At 73.1% G+C, this 20,959-nt stretch carries 19 protein-coding genes; 11 read left to right on the top strand and 8 right to left on the bottom strand.

The window, feature by feature from the left end; all coding sequences use genetic code 11:
- Window positions 1–105: 105 nt before the first annotated feature.
- From FGE12_RS00955 to FGE12_RS00965, 3 genes are read left to right on the top strand one after another with little or no spacing between them, the layout of a single operon-like run.
- Window positions 106–945 (top strand): MBL fold metallo-hydrolase, encoded by an 840-nt coding sequence (locus tag FGE12_RS00955; protein ID WP_304503080.1) that lies wholly within the window; start codon window positions 106–108, stop codon window positions 943–945.
- Between the two features lie 28 nt (window positions 946–973).
- Window positions 974–2,494 carry a sigma-54-dependent Fis family transcriptional regulator gene (locus FGE12_RS00960; protein ID WP_228530494.1) on the top strand — a complete coding sequence of 507 codons (1,521 nt, stop codon included), beginning with the start codon at window positions 974–976 and terminating at the stop codon, window positions 2,492–2,494.
- Window positions 2,495–2,506: 12 nt separating this feature from the next.
- Window positions 2,507–3,016: a YcxB family protein gene (locus tag FGE12_RS00965; protein WP_153864320.1), complete on the top strand. Its 510-nt coding sequence runs from the start codon at window positions 2,507–2,509 to the stop codon at window positions 3,014–3,016.
- Between the two features lie 19 nt (window positions 3,017–3,035).
- On the opposite strand, the gene FGE12_RS00970 is transcribed toward FGE12_RS00965, so the two are convergent.
- The gene (locus FGE12_RS00970) at window positions 3,036–3,932 is read right to left on the bottom strand and encodes a dienelactone hydrolase (RefSeq protein WP_194797444.1); all 897 of its coding nucleotides are present in this window, start codon (window positions 3,930–3,932) and stop codon (window positions 3,036–3,038) included.
- Window positions 3,933–4,145: 213 nt separating this feature from the next.
- Between FGE12_RS00970 and FGE12_RS00975 the strand changes: the two genes are divergently transcribed.
- On the top strand, window positions 4,146–4,463 hold the full coding sequence (locus tag FGE12_RS00975) for a hypothetical protein (RefSeq protein WP_153864322.1): 318 nt from the start codon (window positions 4,146–4,148) through the stop codon (window positions 4,461–4,463).
- On the opposite strand, the gene FGE12_RS00980 is transcribed toward FGE12_RS00975, so the two are convergent.
- From FGE12_RS00980 to FGE12_RS00995, 4 genes are all read right to left on the bottom strand, one after another.
- Entirely contained in the window at window positions 4,460–5,305 is an 846-nt protein-coding gene (locus FGE12_RS00980; RefSeq protein ID WP_153864323.1) for a hypothetical protein, read from the bottom strand. The genes FGE12_RS00975 and FGE12_RS00980 overlap by 4 nt on opposite strands.
- Before the next feature lie 159 nt (window positions 5,306–5,464).
- Window positions 5,465–7,522: a serine/threonine-protein kinase gene (locus FGE12_RS00985; RefSeq protein WP_153864324.1), complete on the bottom strand. Its 2,058-nt coding sequence runs from the start codon at window positions 7,520–7,522 to the stop codon at window positions 5,465–5,467.
- The gene (locus FGE12_RS00990; RefSeq protein WP_153864325.1) at window positions 7,519–9,156 is read right to left on the bottom strand and encodes an adenylate/guanylate cyclase domain-containing protein; all 1,638 of its coding nucleotides are present in this window, start codon (window positions 9,154–9,156) and stop codon (window positions 7,519–7,521) included. The genes FGE12_RS00985 and FGE12_RS00990 overlap by 4 nt, the downstream gene beginning before the upstream one ends.
- 89 nt (window positions 9,157–9,245) lie before the next feature.
- Window positions 9,246–10,178, bottom strand: a complete 933-nt coding sequence (locus tag FGE12_RS00995; RefSeq protein WP_153864326.1) for a hypothetical protein — start codon at window positions 10,176–10,178, stop codon at window positions 9,246–9,248.
- Between the two features lie 92 nt (window positions 10,179–10,270).
- Here FGE12_RS00995 and truD point away from each other — a divergent pair, with 92 nt between their 5' ends.
- The 5 genes from truD (at window position 10,271) to FGE12_RS01020 (ending at window position 15,992) form a co-directional block, all read left to right on the top strand.
- Window positions 10,271–11,848 carry a tRNA pseudouridine(13) synthase TruD gene (gene truD / locus FGE12_RS01000; protein ID WP_194797445.1) on the top strand — a complete coding sequence of 526 codons (1,578 nt, stop codon included), beginning with the start codon at window positions 10,271–10,273 and terminating at the stop codon, window positions 11,846–11,848.
- A gap of 97 nt (window positions 11,849–11,945) precedes the next feature.
- Window positions 11,946–12,527 carry a sigma-70 family RNA polymerase sigma factor gene (locus FGE12_RS01005; RefSeq protein ID WP_153864803.1) on the top strand — a complete coding sequence of 194 codons (582 nt, stop codon included), beginning with the start codon at window positions 11,946–11,948 and terminating at the stop codon, window positions 12,525–12,527.
- Window positions 12,524–13,033, top strand: coding sequence for a hypothetical protein (locus FGE12_RS01010; RefSeq protein ID WP_153864327.1), 510 nt, complete (start codon window positions 12,524–12,526; stop codon window positions 13,031–13,033). The genes FGE12_RS01005 and FGE12_RS01010 overlap by 4 nt, the downstream gene beginning before the upstream one ends.
- Window positions 13,034–13,041: 8 nt before the next feature.
- Complete coding sequence (locus FGE12_RS01015; protein ID WP_153864328.1) at window positions 13,042–14,487, top strand: polymer-forming cytoskeletal protein; 1,446 nt, start codon at window positions 13,042–13,044, stop codon at window positions 14,485–14,487.
- Window positions 14,488–14,660: 173 nt separating this feature from the next.
- A complete protein-coding gene (locus FGE12_RS01020; RefSeq protein WP_153864329.1) occupies window positions 14,661–15,992 on the top strand; it encodes a (2Fe-2S)-binding protein in 1,332 nt (443 codons plus the stop codon).
- A 99-nt stretch (window positions 15,993–16,091) separates the two neighbouring features.
- Here the strand turns inward: FGE12_RS01020 and treZ are convergent, their stop codons facing one another.
- Window positions 16,092–17,957, bottom strand: coding sequence for a malto-oligosyltrehalose trehalohydrolase (gene treZ / locus FGE12_RS01025; RefSeq protein ID WP_370458841.1), 1,866 nt, complete (start codon window positions 17,955–17,957; stop codon window positions 16,092–16,094).
- Window positions 17,958–18,154: 197 nt separating this feature from the next.
- Here treZ and FGE12_RS01030 point away from each other — a divergent pair, with 197 nt between their 5' ends.
- Complete coding sequence (locus tag FGE12_RS01030) at window positions 18,155–18,550, top strand: hypothetical protein (protein WP_153864330.1); 396 nt, start codon at window positions 18,155–18,157, stop codon at window positions 18,548–18,550.
- 4 nt (window positions 18,551–18,554) lie between these two features.
- Here FGE12_RS01030 and FGE12_RS01035 read toward each other — a convergent pair whose 3' ends face one another.
- The gene (locus FGE12_RS01035; RefSeq protein WP_153864331.1) at window positions 18,555–19,469 is read right to left on the bottom strand and encodes an alpha/beta fold hydrolase; all 915 of its coding nucleotides are present in this window, start codon (window positions 19,467–19,469) and stop codon (window positions 18,555–18,557) included.
- Between the two features lie 95 nt (window positions 19,470–19,564).
- On the opposite strand from FGE12_RS01035, the gene FGE12_RS01040 reads away from it, so the two are divergent.
- Complete coding sequence (locus FGE12_RS01040) at window positions 19,565–20,383, top strand: phytanoyl-CoA dioxygenase family protein (RefSeq protein ID WP_153864332.1); 819 nt, start codon at window positions 19,565–19,567, stop codon at window positions 20,381–20,383.
- Here FGE12_RS01040 and FGE12_RS01045 read toward each other — a convergent pair.
- Window positions 20,373–20,831: a DUF2267 domain-containing protein gene (locus FGE12_RS01045; RefSeq protein ID WP_194797446.1), complete on the bottom strand. Its 459-nt coding sequence runs from the start codon at window positions 20,829–20,831 to the stop codon at window positions 20,373–20,375. The two genes, FGE12_RS01040 and FGE12_RS01045, sit on opposite strands and share 11 nt — an antisense overlap.
- Window positions 20,832–20,959: the final 128 nt, after the last annotated feature.

The raw sequence follows: 20,959 nt of genomic DNA on the forward strand, positions 1-20,959 counted from the left end.
CTCCCGGAGCGCCGGGCCTGAATCCGCGCCCTTGCGCGCGGCACCGTGGTTGCTCTGCCCCCCTGCCGGAGCGCCCCCACCGGGGCGCCCGACGGAGGCAGGGCCATGATGGAGCTTCGATTCCTGGGAGTGCGCGGCAGTGTGGCGGTGTCCGGTGCGCACGCGGCGCGCATCGGCGGCAACACCGCCTGCGTCGAGGTGACGAGCGCAGGGCACCGGCTCGTGCTCGATGCGGGCACGGGCGTGCGCGCGCTGGGCGAGCGGCTGATACAGGAGAGCGGCCCCCAGAAGGCCACCCTGCTCTTCAGCCATCTGCACTGGGATCACGTGCAGGGCTTTCCCTTCTTCGCCCCTGCGTACGCGCCCACCACGCAGCTCACCCTGTACGGGCCCGGCCCGGGCGGCGACGTGGCGCTCGAGCGCGTGCTCTCCTCACAGATGCAGGCGCCCAGCTTCCCGGTGCCCCTCTCGGCCATGCGCGCGCGCATGCGTTTCTGCGAGGCGCTCTCCGGGGTGCCGCTGGAGGTGGGGCCCTTCCGCATCACGCCCTTCGCGCTGCCGCACCCGCAGGGCTGCCTCGGCTACCGCATCGAGGAGGGGGGCCGCGCCTTCGTCTACGCGACGGACGTGGAGCTCTCGCGCGCTGGGGTAACGCCCGCGCTCGGGCGCTGGATGGAGGGCGCGGACGTGCTCTGCCTCGATGCGCAGTACACCCCGGACGAGTACGCGGGCCGCAGCGGCCCTGCGCGCCGCGGCTGGGGGCACAGCACCATGATGGATGCCGCGCAGATCGCCGCGCACGTGCAGGCGCAGCGGCTGCTGCTCTTCCACCACGACCCCGCCCGCACGGACGAGCAGGCCGAGGAGATGGCGGAGGCCGCGCGCACCCACTTCGCCGCGGCGGAGCCCGCGCGCGAGGGCAAGGTGCTGCGCCTGGGCGCCTGAGCCGCGTGCCGCGACGATGGACTCGGCGATGGACTGGTATACTCCGCTGCTCTCCGCCATGACCCGCTCTCCCGATGCCGCCCAGGTGCTCCTCTCCGTCGGAAGCCTGCTGGGGCAAGAGGTGGACCTGGACGCGGTGCTGCAGACGCTGGTGGACCGCATCGCCACCACGCTGCAGGCGGACCGCGGCACGCTCTGGCTCCTGGACCCGGCGCGCGGCGAGCTCTTCACGCGCGCCGCGCACCTGCCCGAGGTCTCCCAGCTGCGCCTCAAGCTGGGCCAGGGCGTGGCCGGGCACGTGGCGCAGACGGGCGAAGCGGTGAACGTGCCCGACCCCCAGGGCGAGCGCCGCTTCTTCCCGGACATCGACCGCATGACGGGCTACCGCACCACGAGCCTGCTCGCGGTGCCGCTGCGCGACGAGGGCGCGCAGCTCTACGGCGTCCTGCAGGTGCTCAACCGCCGCGGCGCGGAGCGCTTCGACGCGGAGGACCAGGCGCGGCTCGAGGCGATCGCCGCGCAGCTGGGCGCGGCGCTGCAGCACACCAGCCTCTACCGGGAGCTGCAGCGGGCGCGCGAACAGCCGGGTGCCCCGGTCGCCTACTTCTACAACCGCATCATCGGTGAATCGCCCGCGCTGCGGGCGCTCTACCGGGTGGTGCAGAAAGCCGCGCCCACGGACGCGACGGTGCTCATCCGCGGAGAGAGCGGCTGCGGCAAGGAGCTGTTCGCGCGCGCGGTGCACGTGAACGGCCCGCGGCGCGAGCGCCCCTTCGTGAAGGTGGACTGCGCGGCGCTGCCCGCGGCGCTGATCGAGAACGAGCTGTTCGGCCACGAGAAGGGGGCCTTCACCGGTGCGGACGGCCGCGTGGAGGGCAAGTTCGAGGCGGCCCAGGGCGGCACCGTCTTCCTCGACGAGCTCGGAGAGCTGCCGCTCGCGGTGCAGGGAAAGCTGCTTCGCGTGCTGCAGGACCGCGAGTTCGAGCGTGTGGGCGGCACGCAGACGGTGCGCGTGGACGTGCGCATCGTGGCGGCGACGCACCAGGATCTCCCACGCAAGGTGGCCGAGGGCAGCTTCCGGGAGGACCTCTATTACCGCATCAAGGTGGTGGAGCTGCTCTTGCCACCGCTGCGCGAGCGTGGCCCGGAAGACATCGAGCGGCTCGCGCGCCACTTCCTCGCCGAGGCCACCCGCCGCCACCGCCTGCGGCCCGCGCCGCGGCTCTCGGCCGCCGCGCTCGAGCGGCTCAAGGCCTACCGCTGGCCCGGCAACGTGCGCGAGCTGGAGAACTGCATCGAGAGCGCCGCCGTGCTCTCCGAGGGGGAGATCCAGGCCGAGCACCTGCCCCTGCCCTCGCCCGCGCCGCGTGGGGCGCCCGCGGCCGAGGGCGGGGATGTGCTGCTCCCGCTCGCCGAGGTGGAGCGCCGGCACATCCTGCGGGTGCTCGAGGCGGTAGGCGGAAATCGCACCGCCGCCGCACGAACCCTGGACATTGGACGCAACACACTTGGCCGCAAGCTCAAGGAGTATGGGCTCGGGGAGGAGTAGGATCGCGCGCGCATGGAGATCCACTACGAGTTCACCCTCGAGGACCTGAAGGCGCTGCTCGGCTGGTACCAGGGGCCCGAGCTCGCGCGCAGGCAGCGGCTGCACCGCTGGGCGGGCAGCGCCTGGCTCGCGCTCATGGGCGCCTCGCTCGCCATCGGGCTCGAGGCGCCCCTCCCCGCCTGGCTCGCGGTGGCGGCCGTCCCCGCGCTCTTCTGGTGGCGTTACCCGGAAGAGATCCGCCGGCGCGCCGAGCGGCACGCAGCGAGCCAGCTGCGTCAGGCGGACCGCGAGGGACGCCTCGGCGCCTGCAGCCTGAGCATCACGCCGCAGGGCCTCCGCCTGCGCAGCCCGGGCGCCGACCGCAGCTGGGGTTGGGAGCGGGTGCAGCAGGTGATCGCGACCGAGACCCTGGTGCTCGTGCTCACCGGCCGGGAGGATCTCGTCGCCGTGCCGCGTCGTGCCCTTCCTCCGGACGTGGCGCCCACGGACCTGTTCGTGCGCGTGCGCAGCCGCGTCGCCTGAGGCGGCTGCGCGGGCGCGCTCAGGGCGCGAGCGTGCGGCCGAAGAAGGCGACGAGCTCGTCGGCGAGCTCGCGGTGCAGGGCCCCGCGGTCCACTCCGGGCGGGTCCTCGCAGATCATCGGAACCCGCTGGCGTTGCTCCGGCCCACAGGGAGCGAGGAAGACGTAGTGGCCGGCCTCCGGGAACAGCCGGTACTCGGGCGGGCGGGGCAGTCCGCCGCGCACCCGCTCGGCATTGTCCGCGAGGGGGAGCACCTCGTCCTTTCCGGCGGCGTAGAGCCGCACCGGCACCTTCACGCCCTTCAAGGCGGCCCGGTCGAAGGGGAGCGCCAGCGGGGCCATGACGGCGAGCGCCCGCACGCGCGGGTCGGCGCGCGCCCGTAGCTTCGGATGCAGTACCCGAAGCTCGAAGCGCCCTCCCCCACACAGCTCGGCGTCGGTGGGGTGGGCGCGGCAGTAGCGCTGCCACAGGCGAAAGTCGGGCCGCGCGCCTCCCAGGACGAGGGTGGTGTAGCCGCCCGCGGAGAAGCCGGCGGCGCCGATGCGCCGCGGGTCCACGTGCTCGCCGAGCCCCGGGGCCGCGAGCACGGCGTCCACCAGTGCCGACATCTGGAGGGGCCGGCCGAGCAGCACGGCATCAGAGCCGGCGCCCGAGGTGTCCTGCGCGTTGTCCAGCGGGTGATCCAACGAGGCCACGACGAAGCCGTGTGAGGCGAGCGCGGTTGCGAGATCGTGGTGACCGAGCCGCGTGCCGCCATGACCGTGCGAGAGGACCACGAGGGCGAAGCGCCCAGGCGCGATGGGCGCACCGTCGGAGGCGTCCACCCGGTAGGGGCCCAGGGCCGTGGGAGGCCCCGCGGTCGCAGCAGGATAGAAGGCGATGGCCTTCATCTCGCCGCCGCCCACGGGATCCTTCACGGAGAGGGCACGAAACCCTGCGCCTGCCGCGCTCGCGGGCGCAGCGCACAGCGTCAGGCATAGGATGAGGCACGCAGTCAGCCGGGTGGCGAGCATGCGCGGCACCATGCCACCGTCACCGCTCTACCGCAGGTGGCTACGACCGCAGGGCGAGCCCCTCCTCGGCGCGAGGTCCCCAGTCGAGAGCCGCTGGGCGCTATCATCGCGCGCGCCATGGTGCCCCTCCCCAGCCACCGCGCGAAGCACGACGCCCCGCCGCCTCTGCCCGTGAAGGAGCAGCTGCGCCAGCGTCTGCTGCGCGAGCTCGGGGGCGGCGACGGGGGCCGCATCCGCTGCCCGCGCTGCCGCTGGAAGCCGCGGGCCTCGGATCGCTGGGGCTGCCGCTGCGGGCACTCCTGGAACACCTTCGACACCCGCGGCCGCTGCCCGCAGTGCGACTACCAGTGGCAGAACACGCAGTGCCTGCGCTGCCACGAGTTCTCGCCGCATGAGGACTGGTACGCGCCCGCGGGCGAGCCGGAGGCGCGCTAGAGGCGGGAGAGGACGAAGGCCGCGCAGACCACCAGCGCCGCCGCCGATCCGAGCAGCGTCCACGCGCGGCGCAGCAGCTGCGCTCCGGCCGCTTCCCCGTCGCTGCCCAGCACCAGCAGCGCGGGTCCGCCCTGCAACCCCTTGAGCGCGCAGCGCCCGGGCACCGCGCCGCGCACCAGCGCGCCCACCACGAGGCAGGGCTCCCCGATGCGCCCCACCCGCTCCCAGGACATCGCGGCCTCCACGGGCTCCGGGCCTGCCGGCAGCCGCGGGTCCAGCGAGGCCACCGAGACGCCCGCGCGGCAACGGCGCGGCTCCAGCGGAGCAATCACCTGCGAGGGCGCGAAGGTCACCGCCACCTCGTGGCGCTCGCCCCGCAGCGTCACCAACGACGCGTGGCCCCGCTCCTGGGTGAGCAGCGCGCCGCGCCCGCCGTCGCTCCCACCCTCTTCGTTCGCGCGCAGCTCGGACTCGTAGAAGGCGCACACCAGGCCCGCGGGCGAGGTCACCGTGCCGCGCGCGCCGAGGCGCCCGCGGAACACGCCCACGCCCCTCTCGCCGCGCAGCGCCTCCCCCACCGCCTCGTCCACGTCCCGGGGCGCAAGCGCACGCAGGGCCTCGGCGCGGCGGTGTTCGCGCAGGCCGCGCACCACGAACTGCGCCGCCACCGCCAGCAGCACGGCGCTCAGGAGCGGGCCGAGAATGGGCTCCAGGGAGAGAGGGACGGGCCCCAGGCTCGTCGCACAGCACAGGCAGCCCAGCGCGAAGAGCGCGAACGTGAGGCGCGGCGCCAGCGCCGAGGGCATCCACGCCTGGCGGCGCGCGAGCCAGTACGCCGTCATCCCCAGGCCTGCCAGCCCCGCTGCGAACGCCGGTACTCCCGCTGCCGCTGCCCCCATCCGCTCCCCCTCCCGCCAGTCCCCGTCAAGGTGGGGACGCGGGTCGGGTGATGCAAGCAGAGTGCCGCGCGCGGCGAGCCGGCGCGCAGTGTCGCGCAGCGCTCACTCCGCGGGCGCGTCGGAGATCTTCTTCCGCGGGCGGGGAAGCTCGGTTCCCTTGATCTGTAGATCGTCGAAGGTGCAGGCCTGGTTGCGGCAGCCCAGCGCGACCTTCGCCACGCGCCCCTGGAGCCCGGGGAGGAACTTGCGGGCGTAGCGCTGGTTGTTGAGGAAGGCCTGGGCCTCGACCCCGTTCTTGCGCCGCTCGAGCTGCAGGCGCACGAGGTAGGGCCCCTCGCGAGGCACGGGCATCTCGTCCTCGACGAGGTCCTCGAGATCCTGCGCGCTGTTGCCCACGATCTCCTCGCCGTCCGGGCCGAGGTAGCGCCACGACAGGCGCATGCCCACGCCGGGGATGGCGAAGGCGGAGACCTGCAGATCCTTGATGCGGAAGGCCAGCTCGCCGAAGTGCTGGGCATCCTCCTCGACCGCGAACTGGGGCCCCAGGGGCTGCACGTCCATCAGCACCTGGGCGCTGAAGTCGTCGCTGCTGTAGTAGCGGTGCGCGAGGTAGGCGCGCGGCACCAGGCGCCCGCCGTCGCTCTCGCTGCCCGCCTGCTGCACGCTGAGCTGCCCGCCCTGCACCTTCCAGCTGCCCGCCCAGAGGTTGAGCTCCTCGGTGCCCTGCGCATCGAAGCGCAGGCCCAGCTGCGAGCGCCCCGCCTCGAGCGCCTTCGCGTCCGCCGCGACGAAGAGCTCGGCGTTGGTGTTGGGGGGAAAGCCCTTGGGGCCGGGCTTCACGTGCACGCCCTGCGCCCCGATGACCACCTGCTTGCCGTCCTTGCCATCCACGTGGAGGCTGACCGGCCCGACCACCGCGCGCACGATGAGCCCGAGCACCACGAGCCCACCGACGACCGAGAGGCCGCGCCGCACCCCGCGCCAGCCCACGCGAAGCCCCGCGGCGACGGAGGAGCCCGCGGCAGGAACGGCCGCGCCGCTGGCCACATGCAGCACCACCGCGCCGGAGGGGCTGCTCCCCGTGAGGACCTCCAGCGCGGCGCAGGCCTCGGCAGCGCTCGGGTAGCGCGCCTCGGGCTCGTTCTCGAGCATGCGCGCGACCACCGCGTCCACGCGCGGGTCCAGCTCGGGGTTGCGCTCGGAGGGCAGGCGGAAGCGGCCCACGGGGAGCTCCCCGGTGAGCAGCTCGTAGAGCACCACGCCGAGCGAGAACAGGTCCGCGCGCCCGTCCACGTGCTTCGCGTCGCGGCGCTGCTCGGGCGCCATGTAGTTGAGCGTGCCCATGGCCACCGAGGTCGCGGTGACCTGCAGGCGCGCGCCGGGCAGCTGGATGCCGGCGAGCCCGAAGTCCGCCACCTTCGCGTGGCCGCGCGAGTCGAGGAGGATGTTCTCCGGCTTGAGGTCGCGGTGGACGATCCCCTCCTCGTGCGCGCACTGCACCGCGCGCGCCACCTGCAGCACGATGCGCAGCGCCTCGAGCGGAGCGAGCCGGCCCATCACCTCGCGCAGCGAGCGGCCCTCCACGTACTCCATGACGAAGTAGTAGTGCTCGCCCGCGCGGCCGCGGTCGATGATCTGCACGATGTGCGGGTGGCTGAGCGCCGCGAGCGCCGTGGCCTCCTTGTCGAAGCGGGTGACGAACTCGGGGTCCTGCGCGAGCTTGGGCGGCAGGAGCTTCACCGCCACCGTGCGCCCGAGCGACTCCTGGCGCGCGAGCCACACCTCGCCCATCCCGCCGCGCCCCAGCACCTGGAGCAGCTGGTAGCCGGGGAGCACCGGCGCACTGCCCGGCACGAAGGTGCCGTCGAACGAGGCGCCGTCCACCCCGTGCACCGCCGCCGCAGCCGCGGGCCCCGGAGCCGGGCCCACGGGCCGGGGCGTCACGCGGGGCGCGCGGGCGACGCTGCCCTCGGGCACCACCGTGTTGCGATCGTGCACCGTGCTCACGGCGGCCCGCACCACGTTGCGCGGAGCCCGTTCATTCGTGCTCGCGGAGCTCACCTCGAAGGCCGTCCCGCAGCTGCACAGCAGGCGCTGGCCGCGAGGCGCGTGCGCCACGTCGTGCGGCGCCTGACAGTGCGGGCAGGCCTGGGTGCTCATGCGAGCCCGCGGATGCGGAAGGTGGGGACGCCCCTGCCCTTGCCCTTCACCTGCAGCACCGGCAGCGCCTCGGTCCGGAAGCCCGCGCCGGCCCTGTCCACGGTGGACTCGGCCGCGAGCACCTCGCCCGCGGCGGCGAGCCCGCACAGGCGGCTCGCGGTGTTGACGGTGTCGCCAATGGCCGTGAACTCGTGGCGCTCGGCGCTACCCATGTAGCCCACGACCGCCTGACCGGTGTTCACGCCGATACCCACGCCGATGGGCTTCTTGCCCTGGGCCACGCGGCGCTGGTTCAGCTCCTCCACCGCGTCCTGCATCTCCAGCGCGGCGCGCAGCGCGCGCGAGGCGTCGTCCGGGTGGCTCGAGGGCGGCCCCCACACGGCCATCACGCAGTCGCCGATGAACTTGTCCAGGTTGCCCTCGTGGCGGAACACCACCTGGGCCATGGCGGTGAAGAAGTCGTTGAGCATCTCCACCGTGTCCTGGGGCGACTCGTCCTCCGCGAGCGTGGTGAAGCTGCGGATGTCCGCGAAGAGGCAGCTCACCTCCGCGAGCCGGCTCTGGCGCAGGTCCTCGATCTTCCCCTGGATGACCGCGTCCGCGACCGCGCGCGAGAGGAAGCGGCTGAGCTCGGCGCGGGTGAGCGCCTCGGCGCGCACCTGCTCGGCGAGCGCCGTATTCTCCAGCGCGATGCCCGCCTGCGCGGCGATGCCCGAGAGGATGGCGAGGTCCTTCTCGCTGAAGGCGTTGATGCGCTGGCGCGTGTCGAGGAAGAGCACCGCCTTCACGCTGCCGTTCGACAGCAGCGGCACCGCCATGGCGGAGCGGATGCCCTGCGCGACGATGCTCTCGGCGGCGCTGAAGCGCTCGTCCAGGATGGCGTCCGCGGTGAGCACCGCGCGGCGGCTCTCCGCCACGCGCCGCAGCACGGTGTCGCTGAGCACCACCTCGGCCTGGCCGCCCTGGCGGTTGCGCGCCACCACGGGGCGGAAGCGCGGCTCGCCCTCCGCCCCTTCCAGGGTGAAGATGACGCCGTTGTCCGCGGCGAGCAGCTGGAAGGCCACGGCGAGGATCTGCTCGAAGAGATCGTCCTGCTTGCCGCGCAGGCTCACCTGGCGGTGGAACTCGTGCGCGATGCGCAGCTTCTCGTAGTCGCGCCGCAGCGCCGCCACGTCCGTCAGCTCCTCGGCGGGGCGGAAGTTCTGCGGCACCGGGTCCATCTGCGCGAGGAAGGCGGGCGCGCTCGCGGCCGAGGCCACCACCGTGACGCCGGGGGCGGCGCGCCCGGGGCGCTCCTCGCCGGCGCGGAACACGAGCCGGCAGCTGCCCAGGGAGATCTCGTCTCCGTCGCGCAGCCGCAGCTCGCGCACCACGCGCCGGCCGTTGACGAAGGTGCCGTTGGAGGAGTTCAGGTCGCGCAGCACGAAGTCCGCGCCCTCGCGCTCGATGAGCGCGTGCTCCTTGGAGACCTCGCGGTCCACCAGGCGCAGGGTGTTGGACGGGTGGCGCCCCAGCGTCACCCGGGGCTGATCCAGCGCGAAGTCGCCGCGCTGTCCGTCCGCGAAGGTGCCCGTGAGCCGGGGTCCGGACGCAGGGGCGCCGCGGTCTGCGGGAGTGCTGGCAGGCTGCGGCATCAGGTGGGAGACCTCACCGGCGGGAGACTAGCAGAGCCCCCCTGGAGCGGGGAGTGGCGGCGCCCGCCCCACCAGGGGGCAGGCGGGCTCTAGGTCCCGGGGGCCGCCGCCGGGGCGGCGCGCACGCTCGGCGGGTCGGTCTTGATGGCCAGGCCGAACGCCGGGTACAGCGTCACGCCGCCCAGGTTGCGCTCGCGGCCGAGCACGTTCGCCTTCGACGAGGTGTAGCCGCCGGTGAGCTCCGCGAAGAGGTGCACGTACCGGTAGCCCACCGCGACGCCGAAGGTGGAGCCCCAAAAGTGCCCCGTCACCTTCGAGGGGACGGTGCCAGGCAGGTTCACGATCTTCCCCGCCTGCTCCTCGGCCTGCTGCAGCGTCTGCTCGATGGTGGTGTGGCTGTAGACGTACTTGGGCGCGGCGTAGACCTTGAACGCGTCCCCCACGTCGAAGCTCGCGTACACCGGCACCTCCACGTCCCAGCGGGAGAAGTCGTCCAGGTGCACGAAGGAGAGCGCCTCCACGAGCGGGCCGCTGAAGACCTGCTTCGAGACCGCGAGCCCGATGGCCAGGTCCTTCGAGGTGCGCGCGAGCCGGTTCAGCTCCGGGGACTCTTCCCCGCCGTGCAGCAGGCGGTACTTCGCGTCCAGGCGCAGGCTGGTGCTGCTGTAGCGGATGCCCGCGTCCAGGTTGCGGGCGACACCGGTGCGGGCCATGAACTCGTAGTTCACGCCGGGCGGCTCCACGGCGAGCGCGATGCCCGCGCCGAGCAGCGCCTGCTGGTCCTCCTCGGTGAGGCTGTAGTCCTCGCCGTTCACCAGGTGGTCCTTGATGCGGCGCGCCTGGTCCTTGCCCAGCTTGCCCACGTCCAGGATGGTGCCCAGCGGCGCGTAGGCGCCGAGGCCCGCGCTCACCTGCACCTGCCCCCGCTCGAGCGGGACGGCGGTCTGCAGGGTGGAGAGGGTGCTCGCGCAGCCGGAGGCGAGGGTGAGCAGGACGAGGAGAGGCAGACGCGGGGAGAGCATGTCTTCCCAGACTATGCGCTCGCCGGGGGAGCTGTCAGGCAAAGTGGATTCGCGCCTTTATCGGAGGGGCCCGCGCTGGTAAGGGAGCATCCGTGCGAATCAAGCAAAAGCCCGAGGACTTCAGCGTCAAGGAGTCCTACCGTTTCGACGAGGTGGCCGGCGGCCGCTTCCGCGTCTACCTCATGGACAAGCAGAAGCTGTCCACCTTCGATGCGGCGGACCGCATCCGCGAGCGCTTCGGGCTCAAGCCGGGCGTCATCAGCTACTGCGGCCTCAAGGACAAGCAGGGGCGCACCGAGCAGCTCATCGCCGTGGACGGCGCGGACGTGGACATCCAGGAGCCGGATCTGCGCCTGAAGTACCTGGGCCGCACCGACGCCGCCCTCAGCGCGCGCAACATCACGTCCAACCGCTTCTCCGTCACCGTGCGCGACCTGTCCCCCGAGGACCTGGGCCCGCTCAACGTGGCGGCCGCCGAGGTCAACCGCCTGGGCGTGGTGAACTACTTCGACAGCCAGCGCTTCGGCTCGCTCAAGCACGGCCAGGGCTTCATCGCCAAGGATCTCATCCGCGGCGACTACGAGACGGCGCTCAAGAACTACCTCGCCAAGCCCAGTGAGCTGGACCGCAGCGAGGACGCGAAGGTGAAGCAGTTCTGGCGCGACAACTGGGGCAAGTGGACGGCGCGCGTGCCCTTCGAGGGCAGCGGCAAGTACTTCCGCGTCCTCAAGTCGCTGCGCGACAAGCCCAACGACTACCTCAAGGCCTTCCTGCAGATCGACTCGGCGTACCGGGCGATGCTGCTCTTCACCTACCAGAGCTTCCTCTGGAACGAGGGCGTGCGCCGGCTGCTGCAGCTCACCCTGCCGCGCGAGAAGCTCTTCCCCCTGCGCTACCAGGCGGGCACCCTGCTCTTCCACCGCGACGCGGACGCGGACACGCTGCGCATGCTGCGCGACGCGACCTTCCCCCTGCTCTCGCCCACCTCGGACCTGAGCAAGCTCAGCCCGCAGATGCGCGAGGCGGTGGAGTGGAGCCTGGGCAAGGAGAAGCTCAAGCTGCAGGACCTGGTGGTGAAGGACGCGCCCAAGCTCCTGTACTTCAAGCACGAGGAGCGCCCCATCCTCTCCTTCCCGCACAAGCTGGTGCTGGGCCGCCCCCAGGCGGACGAGGTGAACCGCGGGCAGACGAAGGTCAACGTGGCCTTCACCCTGCCCCCCGGCGCCTACGCCACGCTGGTCGTGAAGCGGCTCTTCCACTTCGGCTACCGCGACGACACCCCGGAGGAGATCCGCAACACCTCGCGCGGCATCGTGAAGCGCGAGGACTTCCTCCCGCCCGAGGAGGCCGCCGCCTTCGCCGCGGCCCGTGCCGCCGCCGAGGGCGGACGCAGCGCCCCTGCACGGGGGAGCTCCGCGCGCCTCTCTCCCACCCGCGGGGCGGCGCCCTCCGTGCGCTCGGGCGCACCTTCCCGCACCTCCGCCGCCCCCCGCGCCGCAGCCAGCGCCCAGACCGCGGCGCTCGCGGCCCGGGCCCCCGCAGCGCCTGCCGAGACGCCGGCCCGCGAGGAGCCCAAGGGCTTCCGGGACGTGATGCGGACGAAGAAGGCGGCGAAGCGCCAGGCCCAGCAGGAGACGGCCAAGCGTCTGGAATCACGCCGGAAAAAGTAGGCGCGCTGTCGTGAAGCAATGGAGGGGACAGTGACGCGTATCCAGAGGCGTGAACGCTCTAACCCTCAACGCGGCGATTGGAGATGGGCCCTTCCCGATGCTGGGGATGCTCATGTCTGAGGCTGCCCCCTCGCTCCCCTGGCAGGCAGACGTCCGGGCAGCGCGCCGGGGCGACTCGTCGGCCTTCGAGTCCCTCGTCCGCAGCGTGCAGCGCCCGGTCTACGGCCTGGCGCTGCGGCTGCTGAGCAACGAGGCCGAGGCGGCGGAGGTGGCGCAGGAGGCCTTCCTGCGGGCCTACCAGAACCTGCACCGCTACGACGATGCGCGGCCCTTCGATCTCTGGGTCATGGCCATCGTCCGCAACCTCTGCCTCGACCTGCTGCGCCGCCGCACCAAGGTGCGCACCGAGGAGCTGGAGCCCATGAAGGAGGTGCTCGGCAGCGGCGAGCCCTCGCTCGAGCAGGGCGCCATCGACCGCGAGGAGCGCCGCTCGCTCGAGAGCGCCATGGCGACGCTGTCCGCGGACGACCGCGAGGTGCTCGCCCTCTACTACGTGCAGAAGCGCACCACGAAGGAGATCGCGCAGGTGCTGGGCGTTGCCCCCGGCACCATCATGGCGCGGCTCTTCCGGGCCCGCGAGAAGCTGCGCAAGAAGATGACTCCGGAGGAGCTGTCATGACCCACGACTTCGATCAGTGCCCGGAGCTCGAGCAGCTGTTCACCGAGCTGGAGCAGGGAGAAGGTCCCGCCCTGCAGCACGCCTACGGCTGCGAGGCCTGCCGCATGGTGCTCGAGGAGCACCGCCAGCTGGAGAAGGACCTGTACCGGCTCGCAGACCCGCTCCCCCCGCCCTCGCTCGTGATGAACGTGATGGCCCGGGTGGCGCAGGAGCCGGCCCCCGTCCACCGCGAGCTGTGGACGGCGCTGCCCATCCTGCTGGTCACGCTCGTCGCCGGGCTCGGCCTCATCCTGAGCAACGACGCGCTGCTGTCCCGGGTGAGCGTGAGCGTCGCCGCCGTCTTCACGAAGGCCGGCACCTTCCTCGGGGCGCTCAACACCGGCATGGATGCCCTCTGGGCCACCGCCGCCGTCCCGGTCGCCATCGGCGCCTTCCTCGTCCTCGTCCTTCCCCTGCTCGGGCTGAAGCGCCTCGCGGGCCCCCTTCCCACCACTTCCGAAGCGTGAGTGCTGCCATGAACATCCGAGCTCGCGTCCTCTCTGCTGCTCTCGTCCTCTCCTCCACCGGTGCGCTCGCCCAGAGCGCCCCGCCCCCGGCCGCCCCTGCGGCGGCCGCGGCCTCCAGCCCCAAGATCGAGGTGAGCTTCCGGGGCTCGCTGCGCGATGCCCTCAAGAAGATCGCCGAGACGGGCGGCCTCAACCTGGTCGTCACCGGGGACCTGGACCGCCCGGCCGAGGTCCACCTCAAGAACGTGAGCGCCGAGCAGGCGCTGCGCACGGTGGCCCGCGCCTACAACCTCAAGATGGACGCGGACGAGGGCATCTACACGCTGCGTCCCATGACGGACGCGGAGATCGCCGCCCGCCCTGCCGCCCCCGTGCCCCCGGCCGCGCCGGCGGCCCCCGAGGCGCCCAAGGCTCCGCAGCCGCCCGAGGCCACTGCGGAGGCGGGCAACGTGGGTGACGAGGCGGTCAGCCCCGAGGAGGTGCGCGAGCGGGTGCGCGAGCAGGCGAAGCGCGTGCGCCGCCACGGCCGCGACGACAACGACGTGGTGGCGCGCGGTCAGTCGCTCACCGTGAACAAGGACCAGGCGGTCAACAGCGCCGTCGTCTACAACGGCACGCTCACCGTGGACGGCACCGTGGAGGACGACGCGGTCGTCTTCGGCGGGAACATGGAGGTCACCGGGCACATCGAGGGCGATGCCACGGCCTTCGGCGGCAACATCATCCTCAAGCCGGGCGCCACGGTGGACGGCGACGTGGCCTCCTTCGGTGGCACGGTGACGCGCAGCGAGGGTGCCAACGTCGGCGGCAGCAGCGAGTCCTTCGGCGGCAACCGCATCGGCAAGGAGGTGGCGCTCGGCATCAAGGAGGCGCTGGGTGACCACAAGGTCGAGCGGCACGACGACGCGGACTCCGACGAGCACGAGGAGCACGACTCGGACCGCCACCCGATGGGCAGCTTCGCCGGCTTCCTGCTCTCCTTCGCGGTGATGTTCGGGCTCGGCCTGCTCCTGATGCTCTTCGCCCCGGCGCGGATGAAGGAGATCGAGGCGGAGATCAAGCGCGACCCGGTGAAGAACGGCCTCGTCGGCCTGCTCGGGGTCATCGCCCTCATCCCGCTGACGGTGGTGCTGTGCATCACGCTCATCGGCATCCCGGTCGCCTTCGCGCTCTGGGTGCTCGCCTTCCTCGGGCTGCTCATGGGGGTCACCGCCTTCGCCAACGAGATCGGCCTGCGCATCCCGGTGCTGCGCGGCCGCAAGACCCAGGCTGCGGTGCTCGCCCTGGGGCTGCTGCCGATGATGCTGCTCTTCAAGATTCCGGTGCTCGGCGCCATCGCCTTCGCCCTGGTCGCCTTCATCTCGGCCGGCGCGGTCATCCGCACCCGGCTCGGCCACCGCGGAGGAGGCCGCGGGATTCCGGAGCCCATCATCCCCTCGCCCAGCGCGCTGTAGCGCAGGAGAACGCGGGCAGTTTCGTGAGGGCCGGCTCCCGCGTGGGGCCGGCCCTCGCTGCGTTTGGGGGTGCCCGGCGGGTTGCTTCGGAAGCGGGGAGGCGTGGAGGTTGCGCGCACTGCGCGCGCAGGCTTTGACCGCTCGGGAGCGCTGCGGGACGTTCGCGGTCACCCATGCGCCGCCTCTCCGATGCCACCGTGCAGGGCCGGGCCATCACCCTCGAGCTCGAGGGCGAGGCGGTGCCCGCCGTGGAGGGAGAACCCCTGGCGTGCGCGCTCGCCGCCGCCGGCCGAGGCGCCTTCACCTGTGGGCCCGGTGCTGGAGCTCGCCGCGGCGCCTTCTGCTTCAGCGCGACGTGCGCGCAGTGCCTCCTGCGGGTGGATGGCGTGCCGAACGTCTTCGCCTGCCGCACCCCCGCGCGGTTGGGGATGCGCCTGGAGTGGCAGCTGCAGTGCGCGCCGACGCGCGAGGCGCTGCTCGGTGCCTTTGACTGGCTCATGCCGCAGGGGCTGCTCGCCGGTGCGCCGCTCACCGACGCGGCGCTGGCCAGCGTGGTGACGGAGCTCGCGAGCCTCGGGTTGCGGCCCGACCGCGAGCCTCCGCCGCTGCTGCCCGCGCGCGAACTGCGCACGCGCGTGGCGGTGGCCGGAGGTGGTGCAGCGGGGCTCGCCGCCGCGGCCGTGCTGGGAGCGCACGGCGTCCCCTTCCTCCTCTTCGAGCGCGAGCCGCACGTGGGGGGCCGGCTTCGCCACGGCCCGCCCGAGCCGGGGGCCCCCCGCATCATCGACCCGGGAGAGCTGCCCACCTCTGCCCTGCGGCGCAGCTCCGCGGTGCTCGCGCTGCAGCAGGATGCGGCGGGGCGCTACCTGCTGGTGCTCGGGCTCGAGCCCATGGGGGTGCGCGTGACGAAGGTGTACGCGGAGCGCTTCCTGCTTGCGGTGGGAGGTCCGCCGGCGCGGCTCGACTTCCCCGGGAGCACGCTGCCCGGGGTGTACGCGGCGCGTGCGCTGAGCCGGCTCGTGCGCCTGCACGGACTGGTGCCCGAGACCGCGGCCTTCGTCGGCTGGGGGCCGGAGCTCTACGGCGCGGCGCGGCTGTGCGCCGAGCACGGCACCGAGGTTCGCGCGGTGGTGGACCTCCGCGGGCCGCCTCCACCGGATGCTCCTTTCAGGTCCCGCATCGGACGCGAGCCGGAGGCGCTCGGCGCCGAGGCGGTCGAAGCCTTCGCGTTCACGGCCGAGGGCGCGGGTCGGCAGAGGTTCCCGTGCGGCACCGTCGGGGTCGCGGTGCCGCCCCTGCCCGCGCTCGAGCTCGCGGTCCAGGGAGGGGCGCGCGTGCGCTCCGAAGGCGAAGGGCGCCCACGCGCCATCGAAGCGGACGACGAGGGACGAACTGCCGCCGCGGACGTGCGCGTGGCCGGAGACATGGTGGGTTGCGTGAGCACCCTCGAAGCAGCGCACGGCGGCGAACGTGCAGCCGAGGGTATTCTCCGGGACCTGCGCTGAGGCAGCGGCCCGCCGCCAAGGTGCCTTCCCCCATCCAACCTGCGCAGCAGGACGCAAGACGGAGGGGCTCATCCCCTCCGTCACACCTCCCCGGGGAGCTCAGCCTCGCAGGAGCACGGCCGCGGGGCCTTCGAGCTGAAGGCGGCCGTCGCGCAGGGGTGAGGCCTCGGTGGTGCCTCCGAAGCGCGGCTCCTCCGTGTGCAGGACGAGCCGTGCGCCTGGGGGCGCCGCCCAGTCGAGCGGCCCGCGCACGTTCACGACGAGCGTGAGGCGCGCGTCTCCCGCGTGCCGCTCGAGCAGGAAGGCCGTGGGGCCGAGCGCCTTCGCGTCGAAGCTGTCGCGCGTGCGGCGCTGCAGCGCGGGCTCCTCGGCGCGCAGGCTCAAGAGCTCCCGGTAGAGCGCGAGCACGCCCGCGTGCGGGGGCTCCTTCGCTTCGTCCCAGCGCAGCACCGAGCGGCGGAAGGTCTCCAGCGACTGCGGGTCCGGCACCTCGGTCCCGACGAAGTTCTTGAACCCCGCGAACTCCTTGCGCCGCCCCTCGGTGACGAGCCGCCCCAGCTCCTCGTTGTGGTCCGTGAAGTAGAGGAAGGGCGTGCTCGCGTTCCACTCCTGCCCCATGAAGAGCAGGGGCGTGTAGGGGCTGAGCAGGAGCACGCCGCTCATCGCGCGGTAGGCCGCGGGCGACACGTGCTCGCCGAGGCGCGCCCCGTCCGCGCGGTTGCCCACCTGGTCGTGGTTCTGGATGCAGTGCACGAAGTGGTAGGGCTCGAGCCCCGAGGCCGGCGTGCCGCGCGCATGGCCCAGGTTCTTCGACTGCTGCCCCTCGTAGAACCAGCCCTTGCGCAGGGTGGCCGCGAGGTCCTCGGTGCTGCCCGTGTAGTCCTGGTAGTAGCCCTCGCTGTCGCCCGCGAAGAGCCGGCGCATCTGGTGGTGGAAGTCATCCGCCCAGACTCCGTCCAGCCCCAGGCCGCCGCGCTCGCGCGGGGTGACGAGCCGCTGCTCGTTGCGCTCGTCCTCCGCGATGATCACCACCTCGCGCCCCTCCCCTGCCCGGCGCGCGCGCTCGACGATCTCCTCCAGCAGGTGGGGCTTGCCGTCGTCGATGATCGCGTGCGCGGCGTCGAGCCGCAGCCCATCCGCATGGAAGTCGCGGATCCACATCTCCACGTTGCGCAGCACGAGCTCGCGCACCGGCGCGCTCTGCTCGCCGTCGTAGTTCACCGCGTCGCCCCACGGCGTGTGGTGGCGCCCGGTGAAGTAGTGCGGCGAGTAGCAGCTGAGGTAGTTCCCGTCCGGACCGAAGTGGTTGTAGACGGCGTCGATCAGCACCGCGAGCCCCGCCGCGTGCGCTGCATCCACGAGCCTCCGCAGGCCCTCCGGCCCCCCGTACGCCGCGAGCGGCGCGAAGAGCTCCACCCCGTCGTAGCCCCAGTTGTGCTTCCCCGGGAAGCTCGCGAGCGGCATCAGCTCGAGCGTGTTCACGCCCAGCGAGCGCAGGGCCGCGAGCCGCGGGATGAGCGCCTGGAAGGTGCCCTCGGGCGTCGCGGTGCCCACGTGCACCTCGTAGATGACGAGCGCGTCCGCCGGCAGCCCCTTCCAGCCCGCATCCGTCCACGCGAAGTCCGCCGTCACCACCTGGGAGGGGCCGTGCACCCCCATCGGCTGCGAGCGCGACCACGGGTCCGGAAAGGGCCCCAGCCCGTCCACCTCCAGCTTGTACAGCTGCCCGGGCTGTCCGCCGGCGAGCTCCGCGTAGAAGTAGCCGGCCGCCCCGGCTCCGGCGTCTTTGGTGCCTTCGGGCCGCATGGGCAGCTTCAGCACTGCCTTGCCGTCCGCCCCGTGCAGCACCACCTCGACCTTCTGGTGCCCGGGCGCCCACACGCGCCAGCACAGCCGCCCCGGCTCGCTCCACCCGCCCAGCGCGGGCACCGCCGCGCGCGCCCTCTCTGCCGTCGCCTTCTGCACCCGACCTCCTGACCGAATTTCGTCGAAGCTTTTCAGGGAGTTAAGCCTTCCCGGGGCTGCGTGCCCGGCCGCCCACGCCCAGGAGCCGTCCGGCCGAGCGCTCGCCTGCTCCGCTCACCGTCGGGGACCGGGCAGTGGACCGAGGGCCCGAGGGGCACGCCCGTTCAGTGTCAGAGGGGGTGCTTATAAAGATTCCCGTGAGCCACTCCTCGCACACGACCCGGGTCCTCGAGCAGCGCAACCTCCTCGGTGGGGCTGATCTGGTGACGCAGATCACCCGCGGCAAGCGCACCGAGCAGCGCACCCTCCACGTGGATGGGCGCTGGAAGGTGGGCTTCGCGGCGGCGCTCGCCCTGGTGGTGGGCCACGGGCGCCAGGAGGCCAACGAGGCGGTCCCCTCGATGACCCGCTGCCCGCGCTGCGGCCTCATGGGCCGCACGGACGAGGACTTCGGCACCCGCGTCATCCGCGGCCAGCGCCGCCCGCAGTCCTGGTGCCGCAGCTGCCGCTCCGCGCACGTGACGAGCGGCAGCAGCACCTCGAGCACCCGCCCCATGCAGTTCGAGTGGGGCTTCGCGTCCGCGTCCCGCTAGCCCGTCAGGCAGGAAGGCCGTCCACGAAGTCCTTCACCTCGGCCGCGTGCTCGGGCCCTGCCTCGAGCAGCCCCGCGTGGCCTGCGTTCTCGATGCGCCGCCAGCGGGCGTGGGGCAGCGCCTGGCGCATGCGCTCCAGCTCGGCCATCGGGACGAAGCGATCGTTGGCCGCGGCGATGATCTGCGTGGGCACCTTCACCCGGGGCAGCACGTCCGAGGCGTGGCCCTCCAGCAGCCCGCGCAGCGTCTGCCAGTAGGCGAGCGGGTCCATGCGCTTGAGGGCCTGCATGAAGGTGTCGATGTCCTCGCGCGGCGCGCCCGGCTGCAGCACGCCGAGCGCGCGGCCCACCGGGTAGGTCGCAGGCGAGGCGAGCGCCGCCTGCGCGAGCGGCGCGGCCACCGGCACCAGGGGCGTGAGCGCGCGCAGCACCCCGCGGGTGAGCGCCCGGGCGCCGCGGCGCAGCGGCGCCCGGCTCCAGGAGCCGGGGATGCCGGGGGCGCCGGCGATGAGCGTCATGGAGGGCACCAGCTCGGGGCGCGTGCGGAACAGCTCGAGCAGCACGCGCACGCCCATCGAGAAGGCCACGTGGTGCGGAGGGCGGCCATCCGAGCGGCGCATGGCGTCCTCGGTGACGCGCGCCAGGTCGTCCACCTGGGTGGGCACGTCGTACGCGCCGCTCACGGCGACGCCGCTCGCGCCATGCCCGCGGTAGTCCCAGTGCACCACCCGGTAGTCCTCCTGCAGCGCCCCGACGATGAAGCGCCAGAAGTTCTCCGTGGTGCCGATGCCGTTGGTCAGCAGCACGGTGCGCCGCGCGCCGAGCGCGCTCGGGTCGGGGGCGTCGCCCAGGTGGATGTGGGAGGCGAGCGGCGTGCCGTCGCGGGCGAGGACGTAGTGGCGGGCGCTGCGGGTGGGCATGGGGAGTGGGCCAAGCTTGGGGGCGCAGGGGCCCGGGCGCAACGCTGCTCTCGGGGCGCTGGACGCGGAGGCGCTGGCCGTGGACAGTGGGGCGCATGGCCTCCCCCTCCCCGCCTCCCGCCCTGCTCGGCGTCGACCCGGGTGCAGTGGATCTGCGCGCGCCGCTCGCCCACTACGCTGAGCACGGCTACGCGCGGCTGGGGCCGGTGCTGAGCGAGGCGGGCCTCGAGGCGCTGCGCACGCGCGTGGACGACCTGATGCTCGGCCGGGTGAGCTACCCCGGCCTCTTCTTCCAGCTGGACGCGGAGAGTGGCCGCTACGAGGACGCGCCCCTGGGGCTCGGCTACCAGGGGCCCTCGCTGGGCTACCGCAAGCTCGAGAAGCTGGAGAAGGATCCGCTCTTCCTCGCCTGGCTGCAGAACCCGCTCTTCGAGCGCGTGGTGCGTGAGCGCATCGCGGGGGACGCGGTGCTCTACCGCGCCATCGTCTTCTCCAAGGGCGCGTCGGGCGGCAGCAACCTGCCCTGGCACCAGGACGGCGGGAAGCTGTGGGGCCTGAGCGCAGAGCCGGAGCTGCAGATCTGGACCGCGCTGGACGACGCGCCGGAGGGGGGCGGCTGCCTCGAGGTGGTGCCAGGCAGCCACCGCGCGGGGCTGGTGACGCCCATCGGCGGCGTCATCCCGGAGGACCGCGTGCAGGAGGCTCGCGCCGAGGCCCGGGCCGTCGCGGTACCGGTGCGGGCCGGCGAGGCGCTGCTCGTGCACAACCACGTGTGGCACCGCTCGGGACGCGGGCGCCCGGGGCAGCGGCGGCGCGCCTTCAGCGCCTGCTACATGAGCGCGAGCACGCGCTGCCTGCGCACGAAGAAGGCCCCGCGCGTCTTCTTCCCGGTGTTCCGCGCGCCTACTGGCTGAGTCGCCAGAGCGCGCGCAGGTCCTCCGGGAGGTTGTTCGCCACGTCGTCGGCCTCGCCCTCGCTGATGCGGTCGCGCAGCGCCATGATCACCGCGCGCACGATGGGCTCCACCTCGTCCTGGGGCAGGCGCAGGTCCTGCGCCACGCTCTGCAGGAAGGCCTCGCGGCCGTAGCGCCGGCGCTCGCCGGAGGACAGCTCGCGCCCGGAGGGCAGGAAGGCGACGAGCCGGCGCGGCAGCTGCGCCTCCAGGTGGCGCGCCTGCCCGGGCAGGATGCGGCGCTCGAGCGCGCAGAGCACGGAGATGGAGGCGGCCTCCGCGAGCGCTTGCGGAAGCTCGCCCACGGCGCACACGTGCTTGAGGAAGCGCGCGTACGTGGAGCGGGTGTGCGAGAGGTGGCGCTGCAGCTTTCGCTGCGCGGCGAACGCCGGATCCGGAGCGTGGTGCATGTCGTTCTCCTGCCCGCGGGCAACGATGGGCATCGCGGGGGCATGCGCCAGTCCCCGACCGGCCCCTCGTGCGATCCTTCCTTCGCGTGCTGGACGCTCTGGTGTAACGGGAGGTCGCGCGGCCGCGG

Origin of the sequence: Aggregicoccus sp. 17bor-14, from assembly GCF_009659535.1 — a bacterium.
GTDB lineage: Bacteria > Myxococcota > Myxococcia > Myxococcales > Myxococcaceae > Aggregicoccus.